The organism is Mesorhizobium loti (genome assembly GCF_013170705.1).
In the GTDB taxonomy this organism is placed as follows: Bacteria; Pseudomonadota; Alphaproteobacteria; order Rhizobiales; family Rhizobiaceae; genus Mesorhizobium; species Mesorhizobium loti_D.
Genome location: NZ_CP033334.1, coordinates 767,634 through 780,850, shown reverse-complemented (window position 1 = coordinate 780,850; position 13,217 = coordinate 767,634). Strand labels below are relative to the sequence as shown.

The 13,217-nt window shown below is 64.5% G+C and carries 13 protein-coding genes; 4 read left to right on the top strand and 9 right to left on the bottom strand.

Going from position 1 to position 13,217, the window contains the following annotated elements:
• The first annotated feature begins 1 nt into the window (after nucleotide 1).
• Genes EB815_RS03695 through EB815_RS03680 form a run of 4 tightly spaced genes read left to right on the top strand, consistent with a single transcriptional unit; the run spans nucleotide 2 to nucleotide 3,373 of the window.
• Nucleotides 2-781 carry an ABC transporter ATP-binding protein gene (locus EB815_RS03695; RefSeq protein WP_056573726.1) on the top strand — a complete coding sequence of 260 codons (780 nt, stop codon included), beginning with the start codon at nucleotides 2-4 and terminating at the stop codon, nucleotides 779-781.
• Nucleotides 774-1,484, top strand: a complete 711-nt coding sequence (locus EB815_RS03690; protein ID WP_056573723.1) for an ABC transporter ATP-binding protein — start codon at nucleotides 774-776, stop codon at nucleotides 1,482-1,484. The genes EB815_RS03695 and EB815_RS03690 overlap by 8 nt, the downstream gene beginning before the upstream one ends.
• A 7-nt stretch (nucleotides 1,485-1,491) precedes the next feature.
• Nucleotides 1,492-2,379 (top strand): branched-chain amino acid ABC transporter permease, encoded by an 888-nt coding sequence (locus EB815_RS03685; RefSeq protein ID WP_056576300.1) that lies wholly within the window; start codon nucleotides 1,492-1,494, stop codon nucleotides 2,377-2,379.
• Between the two features lie 22 nt (nucleotides 2,380-2,401).
• On the top strand, nucleotides 2,402-3,373 hold the full coding sequence (locus tag EB815_RS03680; RefSeq protein WP_056573720.1) for a branched-chain amino acid ABC transporter permease: 972 nt from the start codon (nucleotides 2,402-2,404) through the stop codon (nucleotides 3,371-3,373).
• Nucleotides 3,374-3,506: 133 nt separating this feature from the next.
• Here the strand turns inward: EB815_RS03680 and EB815_RS03675 are convergent, their stop codons facing one another.
• The 9 genes from EB815_RS03675 to EB815_RS03635 all read right to left on the bottom strand — a co-directional run bounded on the left by EB815_RS03675 (nucleotide 3,507) and on the right by EB815_RS03635 (nucleotide 13,197).
• Entirely contained in the window at nucleotides 3,507-4,061 is a 555-nt protein-coding gene (locus EB815_RS03675) for a hypothetical protein (protein ID WP_155772480.1), read from the bottom strand.
• Nucleotides 4,062-4,193: 132 nt separating this feature from the next.
• Complete coding sequence (locus EB815_RS03670; protein ID WP_155772479.1) at nucleotides 4,194-4,481, bottom strand: hypothetical protein; 288 nt, start codon at nucleotides 4,479-4,481, stop codon at nucleotides 4,194-4,196.
• A gap of 235 nt (nucleotides 4,482-4,716) precedes the next feature.
• Nucleotides 4,717-5,511 carry a class I SAM-dependent methyltransferase gene (locus EB815_RS03665; RefSeq protein WP_081294973.1) on the bottom strand — a complete coding sequence of 265 codons (795 nt, stop codon included), beginning with the start codon at nucleotides 5,509-5,511 and terminating at the stop codon, nucleotides 4,717-4,719.
• Nucleotides 5,512-6,008: 497 nt separating this feature from the next.
• Nucleotides 6,009-6,989, bottom strand: coding sequence for a 2-dehydropantoate 2-reductase (locus EB815_RS03660; RefSeq protein WP_056573710.1), 981 nt, complete (start codon nucleotides 6,987-6,989; stop codon nucleotides 6,009-6,011).
• Nucleotides 6,990-6,991: 2 nt separating this feature from the next.
• Nucleotides 6,992-8,518 carry an acyl--CoA ligase gene (locus EB815_RS03655; RefSeq protein ID WP_056573707.1) on the bottom strand — a complete coding sequence of 509 codons (1,527 nt, stop codon included), beginning with the start codon at nucleotides 8,516-8,518 and terminating at the stop codon, nucleotides 6,992-6,994.
• A gap of 241 nt (nucleotides 8,519-8,759) precedes the next feature.
• Nucleotides 8,760-10,346 (bottom strand): gamma-glutamyltransferase, encoded by a 1,587-nt coding sequence (gene ggt, locus EB815_RS03650; RefSeq protein ID WP_056573705.1) that lies wholly within the window; start codon nucleotides 10,344-10,346, stop codon nucleotides 8,760-8,762.
• 48 nt (nucleotides 10,347-10,394) lie between these two features.
• Nucleotides 10,395-11,195: an ABC transporter permease gene (locus EB815_RS03645; RefSeq protein WP_056576297.1), complete on the bottom strand. Its 801-nt coding sequence runs from the start codon at nucleotides 11,193-11,195 to the stop codon at nucleotides 10,395-10,397.
• Entirely contained in the window at nucleotides 11,192-12,115 is a 924-nt protein-coding gene (locus tag EB815_RS03640; RefSeq protein WP_056573702.1) for an ABC transporter permease, read from the bottom strand. The genes EB815_RS03645 and EB815_RS03640 overlap by 4 nt, the downstream gene beginning before the upstream one ends.
• On the bottom strand, nucleotides 12,112-13,197 hold the full coding sequence (locus tag EB815_RS03635; RefSeq protein ID WP_056576294.1) for an ABC transporter ATP-binding protein: 1,086 nt from the start codon (nucleotides 13,195-13,197) through the stop codon (nucleotides 12,112-12,114). The genes EB815_RS03640 and EB815_RS03635 overlap by 4 nt, the downstream gene beginning before the upstream one ends.
• Nucleotides 13,198-13,217: the final 20 nt, after the last annotated feature.

The following is a 13,217-nucleotide window of genomic DNA, read 5'->3' as shown; positions in this document are numbered from 1 at the left end:
GATGGCGCCGCCTGAACTCGACGGGAGCGAACCGCCCGTGGTGCTGTCCGCCCGCGGGCTGCAGCGCGATTTCGCCGGCTTCGTCGCCGTCAGGAATGTCGACCTCGATGTCCGCCACCGCAACATCCATGCCCTGATCGGTCCCAACGGCGCCGGCAAGACTACGGTCTTCAACCTGCTCACCAAGTTCCTGGCGCCGACCAGCGGCAGGATCGAACTGCTCGGCCACGACATCACCCGCACCTCGCCGGCGAAGGTGGCGCGGATGGGGCTGGTGCGCTCGTTCCAGATATCGGCGATCTTTCCGCATCTCAGCGTGCTCGACAATGTGCGCGTCGCGCTGCAGCGGCCGGCTGGGCTCGGCGTCCAGTTCTGGCGCTCGCTTGCCGCGCTCGACCGATTGACGCCGCGTGCGATCGAGCTGCTGCGGTCGGTCGGTCTCGACGATGCCAGGAACAGGCTGGCCGGCGATCTTTCCTATGGCAGGAAACGTGTGCTCGAGATCGCCACCACATTGGCGCTCGATCCGAAAGTGCTGCTGCTGGACGAGCCGATGGCCGGCATGGGGCATGAGGACGTGGCCACGGTTTCGGCCATCATTCGCTCGGTGGCCAGCGACCGCGCCGTCTTGATGGTCGAGCACAATCTGACGGTCGTCGCGGATCTCTGCGACTGGATCACGGTCATGCAGCGCGGCGAGGTGCTTGCGGCCGGCGACTACGCCACAGTCAGCCGCGACGAACGCGTCAAGGTCGCCTATATGGGCACCGCCGATGACTGATGCCGCGCCCCTGCTGGTGGTCCGCGGTCTCAACGCCTGGTATGGCGAGGGCCATGCGCTGCATGGCGTCGACCTGGAGGTATTTCGCGGCGAAACGGTCACGCTGCTCGGCCGCAACGGCGTCGGCAAGACGACGACGCTGCGCGCCATCATGGGGCTGATCCGCAGGCGAACGGGCGAGGTCGTTTTCGACGGCACGGACCTGATGCGTCTGCCGCTGCACCGCACCGCGCACCAGGGCATCGGCTTCGTGCCGGAGGAGCGCGGCATCTTCGCGACGCTGACCGTGGAAGAGAACCTGGTCCTGCCGCCGGTCGTCGCCGAAGGCGGCATGAGCGTCGCGGAAATATTCGATCTTTTCCCCAATCTGAAGGAGCGTCGCAACAGCCCTGGCACAAGGCTGTCGGGCGGCGAACAGCAGATGCTGGCGATCGCGCGCATGCTCAGGACCGGTGTGAAGATGCTGCTTCTCGACGAGCCGACCGAGGGCCTCGCGCCAGTCATCGTGCAACGCATCGGCGAGCTGCTGGTGACATTGAAGAAGCGCGGCATGACGATCCTGCTGGTCGAGCAGAATTTCCGCTTCGCCAGCCGTGTCGCCGACCGTTTCTACCTGATGGAGCACGGCAAGGTCGTCGCCGGATTTCCGACCGGTGAGCTGGCGGACCGCATGACGCAGCTCCACGACATTCTGGGTGTATGATGACGCCATGACGATGATCTTCGGCATCCCCGTCCAGGCCTTCCTTGGCCAGTTGCTGGTCGGCCTGATCAACGGCTCTTTCTACGCCATGCTGAGCCTGGGCCTGGCCGTCATTTTCGGCCTGCTGCGTGTCATCAATTTCGCCCATGGCGCCCAGTATATGCTCGGCGCCTTCACAGGTTATCTCCTGCTCACCTATCTCGGCATCGGCTATTGGCCCGCTCTGATCCTTGCGCCGCTGATCGTCGGCCTCTTCGGCGTCGTGGTCGAGCGCCTGGCGCTGTCACGGCTTTACGACACCGATCCGCTCTACGGCCTGCTCTTCACCTTCGGCCTGGCGCTCGTGCTCGAAGGCATATTCCGCTACTCTTACGGCGTGTCGGGAAATCCCTACGCCGTGCCGCCGCTGCTTTCGGGCGGCACCAATCTCGGCTTCATGTTCCTGCCCAATTATCGCGGCTGGGTCGTGGTCGCCTCGCTGATTGTCTGTTTCGGGACCTGGGCGTTGATCGAGAAGACCAGGCTCGGTTCCTATCTGCGCGCGGCAACCGAGAATCCCCGTCTCGTCCAGGCTTTCGGCGTCAATGTGCCGTTGCTCCTGACGCTGACCTACGGCCTCGGTTCCGCCCTTGCCGGGCTGGCCGGAATTCTGGCGGCGCCTGTCTATCAGGTGAGCCCGCTGATGGGATCGGATCTCATCATCGTCGTCTTCGCGGTCGTCGTGGTGGGCGGCATGGGATCGATCCTCGGCGCGATCGTCACCGGTTACATGCTTGGCCTCGCCGAAGGCCTGACCAAGGTCTTCTACCCCGAGGCCTCCAACCTCGTGGTCTTCGTCATCATGGCGATCGTGCTCTTGGTCCGGCCGGCCGGCCTGTTCGGAAGGGACGCCTGACATGGCGCAAGGGACACCCGACATGGCCGGGCTGACGCTTCGCGAGACATCAGCCAGCACCCCGGCATGGCTCGAATGGACGCTGGTCGGGCTCGGCATCGCGGCGCTGCTGGTGGCGCCCTTCCTGGTCTATCCGATCTTCCTGATGAAGATGCTGTGTTTCGCGCTGTTCGCCTGCGCGTTCAATCTCCTGCTCGGCTATACCGGCCTGCTGTCGTTCGGCCATGCCACCTTCTTTGGCGGCGCCGCCTACTTCACCGCGCATGCCGTCAAGGTCTGGGGCTGGCCGCCGGAAGCCGGCATCCTGCTCGGCATTGCGGGCGCAGCCTTGCTCGGCCTTGTCATGGGTTTCTTCGCCATTCGCCGGCAAGGCATCTATTTCGCCATGATCACGCTGGCGCTGTCGCAGATGTTCTTCTTCTTCTGCGTCCAGGCGCCCTTCACCGAGGGTGAGGACGGCATTCAAGGCGTGCCGCGCGGCATGCTGCTTGGCGTCCTCGACCTGAACGTCTCGCTGAATATGTATTACTTCGTGCTTGTCGTGTTCCTGGTCGGCGTCTTCGCCATCTGGCGCATCGTCAATTCGCCCTTCGGCATGATCCTGCGCTCGATCCGCGAAAACGAGAACCGCGCCATTTCGCTGGGCTATTCCGTCGCCAACTACAAGCTCGGCGCCTTCGTCATGTCGGCGGCGCTGGCCGGGCTGGCGGGCTCCCTCAAGGCGATCGTCTTCCAGTTCGCCACGCTCACCGACGTCACCTGGCAGATGTCGGGCGAGGTGATCCTGATGACGCTGCTCGGCGGCATCGGCACGATGGTCGGGCCGATCGTGGGCGCCAGCCTCGTCGTCGGCCTTGAAAACACGCTCGCCACCTCCGGTTTCCCGGTGACCATCGCCACCGGGCTCATCTTCATGGTCTGCGTGCTGGTCTTCCGCCGCGGCATCGTCGGGGAGCTTTATGCGCGGCTGCTCGGGCGGGAGGGGAAGGATTGATCAGCGCCGGATTGGATGGGCGCGATGAGCGGACCGGCCGCGCGCTCGAAGGACGCCAGGCGCCGATGTGCAGACGTCTTGAAATGGGCCGAAAGTAGAAGCTGCCGTTCCCCTGTTGATCCAAGGCAGACCCTCAACTCAATTGACCGGTGCCGTCACCATCCAGGAGTGCTTGGCGTTCCCGCGAGAAAGACCAGACATTTGCCTCGTCTGCTTCCAGTACCCAGATGCTGTCGAAATCGTCATCGGGCCATGATTGCGGAGCGGTCCCTGTGCCACCGACAAGCGCAGCCGTCAGAGCAGGAATAGACTCGTGTTGCCAGCTAACCAACACAGGTGATTGGGCTGTGCGGATGGCATCCGCCGCTAACTGCTCTTGGCCCTTTGAATGAGTGACATCCGGTTCAAGGCCAAGACGCCTTGCCAGTGGAGTGATTGTCTGGCTAGGCCGCTTGCTCCGAGTGCCGGAATCGTCTCTTTTGATCATGCCTGACGCAACAATTGATGCAGGTCTGCCCAGAGGTAGAGGCGGCTCGTAAAAAAATCGGCAAAGGCCTCCCGCGCGTTGCCAGCCTCGCACCGTCAGTGATGCGGGATCACTTTCGCCCTGTTCGGTGACTCCGAGGTCCGGACCACCTGGGACCGGCTTTTCGGCATGACGGATGATCATTACAAGCTTGTTTGGCATCGTTTCGCCTGCCTCATGTTAGTATTGGATCAAGTCGCCTGGTTACAGGGATCGCTCTCGATGCAAGCTCGTTTCCACCTGTTGTGGGCCCAGCATGGCGGCATCGGACTGCCGGGCCAAAATTTCCTGCGTTTAGCGCAGTGGGATGCCAAGGTAATCCTCCCGACTTTTTACCTCGGCTTCGCTTAAATAGCCCATTCGGAGGCAGTTCGCGACTTCATATGGGTGGTCCGGCGGGATTGAGAGCGTGGCGTTAAAGTCATCGAGGCACCCCTGCCGCAGCGCTTTATCCACCAGTTGCTGCAACGTCGCTTCTTTTCCATGCTGGTGCGTTCGATATTCGCCGAGGACATAATACCCAACCCCAACGACAACGGCCGTGAAAGCGCCCAGCAGTCGCAATCGCGCGTTATTGGGCATTTGCCCTCCGCAGAGCAGCGCAGCCGTTCAGGCTACCGGGCTTGGTCAGGGTGAATCCCTGCCGGTCAATCCCCCGGCTGCCGCTCGACCCTCGGTCCAGAACTGGTTGGCACCGATCGGTGTTGCAGAGGGGGGTCGCGTTCTTGGGCACAGTCGTGGCGGCAATCGATGGTCGGCACCGGCCACGCGGGTGCTTCGAAGACGGTCAGTTGGCGCGCGGACCCTGTGCACCACGTCACCGCTTGCACAGTCGCGCCACCAGGCCGCGAAAGCCGAATGGCAACCAAATCATTTGAATATCGATGTGATCCGACGCAAATGCACTCTTGCCGAGGAAATCCTCAAGTCCCTTTAGATCAAATGTTTGTCGGGTTTCGGGGCCAACGAATTGCAACCTCTTCATTGAAGAGCAATCTGTCGCATAGATCGACATTGTTCCGCCCGGACGTAGAACCCTGTGGGCTTCCGCCAGGGCGGTTCCGGTCGGCGAGCAGAAGTAAATCACGTTGACGGCAAGAACCTTGTCCATTGAGGCGGTTTCCACTGGCAGCCGCTCGAAGGTACCCTGGATCAGCTTCAGCTTTCCGTCTTGAATTGCGGCTCGATTTCGAATTTGGGCCTGACGAAACATCGTCGGCGACCGGTCCACCCCCGTAACCGTACCGCTATGCGCAAGTCTGGCCATTTTCTTGAGCGCCCAACCCGGCCCAAAGCCTATTTCAAGCACGTCATCCCGCTCGCCGATGCCCAATCGTTCGATGGCCCGCCTGTTGGGCAGGTGATTTATCAGGCCCATGACTGCCCCAGCAGCACGTCCGCACATGCCCTCCGGCATGGAAAACTGTTGCGCAATAAAGTTGTGCAGGCCAATAGTGCCTATGCCATCGAGTGTCTCGACGACGGATGGACCTGATGGTGCCAGATGCCGGCCAGGCGCACCTTGGAATGCAAGGCTATCGTTTCCGCCGCATCTGTCAATCTGTGGAACCAATGGCGTTGCGGGCGGCCCCTGGGCTTCTTCATCCAACATTCATTGTCGCTTTTTATTGCGGGCGATACCCAGGATGCCAGTTCGATGCGGTAGTGTCCGAAACGTGCCCGGCGCCATGGCGCCAGCGGCCATCGTTGCCACCGCAGACAGGACTACGATCGCCGAACGACGGTGTAGGTCGTCTCTATGGTCAGAGGAACACCGGACCGATCAGCCGGGCCTTTTCGAGTGGAGCGAGAAACGACATCGCCGCAATAGCGGTGCCGCTGAATCCTCCGCATTGCCACAGGAAGCGCGAGCGCCAAAAAGCAAACGATGGCAACGATCGGTACCGCTACGGCTGCAAGGGCCGCGCCTAGAACCAGCGCGGACGCAATCCAGAAGGTTTCAGCGATCCTGTTCATTGAGATGACTCCATTCTCCGCGAAGCAATGAGCCATTTATGTTTCCCGCGCATTTCCGCTGGAATACATATTCGTAAGATGCCGTAGTGGCGGACGCATCGCCGGCGCCTCGAGGCTCAGCCCGTCGTCCCCTCACCCATAGCACCCGCGCTGCACCGCCAGCCGCCGCACCAGCGCCAGCACGGCATCAATCGTCGGCGTCGGCTTGTCCGTCAGCCGGCCAAGTTCCTGTACCGCTGTTACCAGCGCGTCGATCTCCATCGGGCGCCCGCGCTCCAAATCCTGCAGCATCGAGGTCTTGTGCTCGCCGACGTCGCCAGCGCCCTTGATGCGGCGGTCGACCCCGATCGGAAAACGCACGCCCAGGCTTTCGCCGATCGCTTGCGCCTCCAGCATCATGGTGCGGGCAAGCTGGCGGGTACCTTCGTCGGCGACGATTCCCGCCAGCGTGCTGCCGGTCAGCGCCGAGATCGGGTTGAAGGAGAGGTTGCCCCACAGCTTCACCCAGATTTCGCTGCGGATATCCTCGCGCACCGGCGCCTGCAGGCCGGCCTTGACCATTTCCTCCGCCAGACGCGTCACCCGTTCGCTGCGCTCGCCCGAGGGTTCGCCAAGCGAGAAGCGCTTGCCCTCGACATGGCGGATGAGGCCGGGCGCGTCGACCTCGACGGCGGGATAGACGACCGAGCCGACGACGCGCTCCGGCCCGATCCGCTGCCAGATCGCGCCGCCGGGATCGACCGCGTTCAGCCTGGTGCCTTCGAGCGGCCCGACCACGCCATGGAAATACCACCACGGCACGCCGTTCTGCATGGTGACGACTGATGTGTGGTCTCCAAGCAGTGGTGCGATCTGGTCCAGTGCCGGGGTGAGCGAGTGGGCCTTCAGCGCCAGCACGACAGTGTCCTGCACGCCGAGTTCCTCGGCCTTCGCGGCGGCTCTCACCGGCGCCACCGATTCCTGGCCGTCCTCGATCAGGCGCAGGCCGTTTGCCTTGACCGCTTCGAGGTGGGCGCCGCGTGCGACGATCGACAGGTCGGTTCGGCCGGCGATGGCCAGCTTGGCCGCGAGATAGCCGCCGATCGCGCCGGCGCCGAAAATGGTGATCTTCATCGTCAAAGTCCGAGTTTGGCGGCAAGCCCGATGCGCTGCAGCTTGCCCGTCGCGCCCTTGGGGATTTCGTCCAGGATCAGCACCTTGCGCGGCACCTTGAAGTCGGCGAGCCGCGTCGCGGCGTGAGCGCGTATATCGCTTTCGGTGGCGCTCATGCCTTCGCGCAGCACGACCGCCGCCGCTACATCCTCGCCGAGCTTGTCATGCGGCATGGCGAAGGTGACCACCTGCGCCACCGCCGGATGGTCCATCAGCACGTCGTCGACCTCGAGCGGCGAGATCTTCTCGCCGCCACGGTTGATGATCTCCTTGAGCCTGCCGGTGACGCGGAGATAACCGTCCTCGTCGAGCACGCCCTGGTCGCCGGTGTGGAACCAGCCATGCGCGAAGGCCGTGGCGTTGGCGTCCGGGTTCTTCTCATAGCCCGCGGTGACATTGGGACCGCGAATGACGATCTCGCCGGTCTCGCCGGCTGTCAGCAGCCGCCCGTCCGGCGCCATCACCGCCACTTCGGGGCCGGCGGAAGCCCCTACGCTTCCCGGCTTGCGCAGGCCCGGCGGCAGCCGGTTCGACGCCATCTGGTGCGCGGCCTCGGTCATCCCGTAGGATTCGATCACCGGACAGCCGAAGGTTGTCTCGAGCTCGCCCATCACTTGCGCCGGCAGCGACGCCGAGGAGGAGCGGATGAAGCGCAGGCGCGCCGCCGCCAGCACCTCCGCATTGCGCGCCGCGCGCGGCAGGATCGCCTGGTGCATGGTCGGCACCGCCGTGTACCAGCTCGGCCTGGCGTCGCCCAACCACTGGAAGAAGCGCAGGGCGTTGAAGCCCGGCGTGCAGAAGATGCTGCCCCCCGCTGCCAGCGACGACAGCACCGCCGCGATCAGGCCATGGATGTGGAACAGCGGCATGATGTTGAGGCAGCGGTCGTCGGCGCTCAAGCCGAGCGTCGCGCCGATATGACGGGCGGAAGCGGCAATGTTGGCATGGCTGAGCGGCACCAGCTTCGGACGCGATGTCGTGCCTGACGTGTGCAGCAAAAGCGCGATGTCGCCGTCCCCTGCCATGTCGGGCGCCGCTTGCGGGCCGACCGCCGCGCCTTCGATGGTGAAACTGCCGGCAGGCGCGTCGGGTTGCACGATGAGCCTCAACACGCCGATGCCGAGGCGTTCAGCCACCGCCACCGCCGGCCCGGCCTCGTTCTCCGCGACGAGGATCGCCTTGGCGCCGATGTCGGTGAGGTAGAAATCGAGCTCGTCTGCCCGGTAGGCCGGGTTGAGCGGCGCCGTCGAGGCGGCCGCGGCCGCGGCGACGAAAGCGGTGGCCATCTCCGGCCCATTCGGCAGCACGATGGCCACCCTGTCGCCTCGGCCGATGCCGAGCGCATGCAGCCGCTCGGCCGTGGCCTGGATCAGGCTCCGCAGCCCGCCATGGGTGAGTGTGGTTCTCTCGGGGGCCAGGATCGCCGGAGCGTCGTCGGCGCCGGCGGCGAGGCGGAGGGAGAGGTCGGGGTGGGCTTCAGCTTGGGTCATGGTCACCGGCTATGTTCAAACGACTGCTTTTGGAAGTCCAGCGGACGACGCCGACCCTGGACAATTGTAGAGGGCGCCGCCGCCCCTCATTGCCCTGTCAGCCCTTTCTCCCCGTATGGTGACGGGGAAAAAGGGCTGACAGCAACGTCGGCGCTTACCTTGCAACGCTGGCGACTGGCGAAATCATTCGCGACAGTGTCCTTCTCCCGGTCGCTATACTCGGTCGGCCTTGCCCCATCCCTCAATACCCAAGCGCCACCCCGTCCTTGCGCGGATCGGAGGCTCCGGTCAGCGTGCCTTTCTCCCAGTCGATCAGCACCGCCTGCCCGCCGCCAAGCGGATGCTGCGGTTCGACGACGCGATGGCCGCGCTTGCGCAGGCCTTCGAGCGCCTCGCCGGGAACGTTGCGCTCGGCCTCCACAACGCCGTCATTGTAGAACACGCGCGGCGCATCCAGCGCCTGCTGCGGGTCCATGCCGAAGTCGATCATGTTGGTCAAAAGATGGACATGGCCGAAAGGCTGGTAGCCGCCGCCCATGACGCCGAACGGCATCACCACGCGGCCGTTCTTCGTCGCCATGCCGGGCATGATCGTGTGCATAGGCCGCTTGCCGGGCGCGATCGCGTTCGGGTGTGCCGGGTCGAGCCGGAAGCTCGAGCCGCGATTCTGCAGCACGACGCCGGTCTTCGGACTGACGACACCGCTGCCGAACGAATAATAGGTCGAGTTGATGAAGGAGACCGCGTTGCGGTCGCGGTCGACGATCGAGATGTAGACCGTGTCGCTGCCGGGCAGGTCCAGGCGCGGCAGATGCGTCATGGCGCGGTCGCGATGAATTTCGGCGCGCAGCCGGTCGGCATAGGCGCTGGACAGAAGCTCTCTCACCGGCACCGGAACATGGTCCTGGTCGCCGAGGTAGCGGTCGCGGTCCTGGTAGGCGAGGCGCCCGGCCTCGATTTCGAGATGCAGCCGCTCGGCACCGTTGGGATCGAGCCCGTCGAGCCGGAAGCCCGACAGCACGTTCAGCATCAACAGCGCCGTCAGCCCCTGGTTGTTCGGCGGCATCTGGTGGATGTCATGGCCGCCATAAGAGGTGCTGACCGGCGCCACATAGTCGCCCTTGGTCGCTGCGAAATCCTCGTGCGAATGCAGCCCGCCGAGTTCATTGAGCCGGCGCACCATGTCGTCGGCGACGGCACCTTCATAGAACCCCGCGCGGCCCTGCCTTGCGATCACCCGCAAGGTGGCGGCGAGTTCCGGCTGGCGATGGATATCGCCGGCCTTCGGCGCCTTGCCGTCCGGCAGGAAGATGCGCGCGGCGTGTTCGTCGGCCGACAGGTCGGTTTCCGGCTCGGCCCAGTCGAAGGCGACGCGGTCATGCACGACATAGCCGTTCTCGGCATAATGGATGGCGGGCACCAGAACCTCGGCCAGGCTCTTGCGTCCATGATCCTCCAGCAGCCGGCACCAGGCGTCGATGGCGCCCGGCACGGTCACCGCGTGCGGCCCCTGTTTGGGAAGCTCGCTGAAACCCTTGTCCAGATACCAGTCGACCGTGGCGCCCGCGGGCGCTCGGCCGGAACCGTTGAAGGCCAGCACGTCGCCTTGCCCTTTCGGGCAGTAAAGGACAAAGCAATCGCCACCGATGCCGGTCGATTGCGGCTCGACGACGCCTTGCACGGCGGCGGCGCAGACGGCGGCGTCCATGGCGTTGCCGCCGGCGCGCAGCATGTCGATCGCGGCAAGGGTGGCGAGCGGATGCGAGGTCGCGGCAACCGCCTCCGTGGCACGAACCGGCGAGCGGCCGGGAAACTGGAAATCACGCATTCTGTCTGGATATCCCATGGTCACTTCAGCGAATTGGTCTGATGGAAATCAATGCCGCCGCCCGAAGATCTGCGCCACCGACAGGAGCAGAACGGAAAGCACGATCAGGCAGGTCGAGATGGCGGCGATGGTCGGATCGATCTGGTCGCGCAGCGCGTTGAACATGCGGCGTGTCAATGTCGTCGTCTCGCCGCCCGATATGAACAGCGAAACCACCACTTCGTCAAAGGAAGTGATGAAGGCGAATAGCGCGCCCGAGACGATCGAGAAGCGGATTTGCGGCATGGTCACCTGCCAGAAGGCGCCGATGCGCCCGGCGCCCAGGCTGCGCGCCACCCGCTCCTGGTTCATGTCGTAGGAGCGCAATCCCGAAAGTACGGTCAGCACCACCAGGGGCAGCGCCTGCACCGTATGGGCGATGACCAGGCCGGTCAGCGTGTTGTTGAGGCCGATGCGCGCATAGAGGAAGAAGGTGCCGATGCCGATCAGGATCACCGGTATGATCAGCGAGGCCGTCAATAGCGCGTTGATGGTACCGTTGAAGCGCAGCGTGCCCCGGTTGATCGCATAGGCGGCGGCGGTGCCGAGCGGCGTCGCCACCAGCACGGTCATGACGGCCACCTTGACCGATACGACGGTCGCGTCGCGCCATTCCAGCGACTGGAAGTAGCTCTGGTACCAGCGCAGCGACCATTGCCGTGGCGGGAACTGCAGCAGCGTCGAATCCGAAAACGACATGATGACGATGATGACCGACGGCGCGATCAGGAACAACAGCACCAGGCCGCCCAGCGCGTAGAGCCACAGACGTTGCCGGTGCGAGATCGGCAGGCCGACATCCCCGCTCATCGCGAACTCCATACACCGATGGCGCGCGCGCCGAGCAGCCATTGGAAGAGACCGAGAAGCGCCAGCGTGACCAACAGCAGCACGACGCCAAGCGCCGCGCCCGCACCCCAGTTGGAATAGAGGCTGGTGGTCTGCTCCATGCGCATCGCCCACATGATCACCTTGCCGCCGCCCATCAGAGCAGGCGTGACGAAGAAGCCGAGGCAGAGCACGAAGACGATGACCACGCCCGAGGCGAGGCCGGGCAGCGACAGCGGAAAGAAGATCTGCCGGAAGGTGGCGACCGGGCCGGCGCCAAGGTTCATGCCGGCGCGCAGGCAGTCGGTGTCGATGGTCTTCATCGAGGCGTAGAGCGGCAGCACCAGGAAGGGCAGCAATATATGCGTCATGCCGATGACGACGCCGGACAGATTGTTGGCGAGCGGCAGCGGCTGGCTGATCACGCCGAGGTCGATCAGCCAGCTGTTGATCAGGCCCTTGCGCTGCAGGATCACCAGCCAGGCATAGGTGCGCACCAGCACCGATGTCCAGAACGGCAGGATGACGAAGATCAGGCAGATCGACGCCGCGCGGCGCGGCAGCTGCGACAGCATGTAGGCCAGGGGATAGCCGAGCAGCACGCAGGCGCCGGTGACGATGAAGGCTACCTTGAAGGTGGTGATGAAGGTCTTGATGTAGGAGGCCTGCTCGAAGAAGCGCGCATAGTTGGACGCGCTGAAGGCCCCGGCTTCGTCGAACAGCGACAGCCAGAACAGCCAGCCGATCGGCACGATGATGATGGCGAAGACGAGGAACAGGCTGGGTGACAGAAGCGCCAGCAGCCTGAGCTGCTCGCGCCGCGCATCGGCACGCAGCGACCGCGCGTTGAGGTCCCGGCCCGCGCCGGCGGCCTCGTCGAGGAGGGCGGATGGCGCGTTCATCCCTCTGCCTCCACCAGGATCGTGTCCTTTGCATCGAGGCCAAGCCTGACCGGCTGGCCGGGGGCCGGCAGCCTGGACAGCACATCGCTGCGGCAATAGTCGCGCAGCGTCAGCTGGCGGCCGTCGCGCAGCGAGGCGTAACAGACGAAGCTGTCGCCCTGGTAGATGATGTCACTGAGCGTGGCGTCGAGCACATTGATGCCGTCCGACGGCTCGGCCGCCGTGACCAGCCGCAGCTTCTCCGGCCGCACCACCATCAGATGCCGGCCGGCGGCCGGCGGCGCCCCTGCCGTCTGGATCCGCCTGTCCTCATACCAGACCGACCCGTTGCGGCATTCGACCGGAATGAAATTCGATTCGCCGATGAAGCCGGCGACGAATTGCGTCTTCGGCGCGGCGTAGAGCGTTTCCGGCTTGTCGAGCTGCTCGATGCGCCCGGCGTTCATCACCGCGATGCGGTCCGACATGGTGATGGCTTCGCGCTGGTCGTGCGTGACATAGACCGTCGTCATGCCAAGCCGCCGGTGCAGGGCGCGCAGTTCGATCTGCATGTGTTCGCGCAGGCCCTTGTCGAGCGCCGACAGCGGTTCGTCCATCAGCACGATGCGCGGCTCGAAGACGATGGCGCGCGCCAGGGCCACACGCTGGCGCTGGCCGCCGGAAAGCTGGTCGACCCGGCGCTCGCCGAGGCCCTTGAGCTTGACCAGCTCGAGCGCCTTCTCCACCCGCTCGGCCGTTTCCGGGACCGCCACGCCGCGCTGCTTCAGCGGGAAGGCGATGTTGTGAAAGACGTTCATATGCGGAAACAGCGCGTAGTTCTGGAACACCATGCCGATGTTGCGCTTGTGCGGCGGCGTGGTGATGATCTCATCATCGCCGACCCGGATCGAGCCGCCATTGGCCCTGACGAAACCGGCCAGGATCATCAGCAGCGTCGTCTTTCCGGAGCCGGAGGGCCCGAGCAGCGTCAGGAACTCGCCGGCCTCGACATCGAGGTTCAGGTCGCGCAGCACCGACACGCTGCCAAATCGTTTCTCGATCCGGCGCATGCTGATCGGCAGCGCGGATGGCGCAATGGACAAGGTCATCGTCTCCTGGTGAG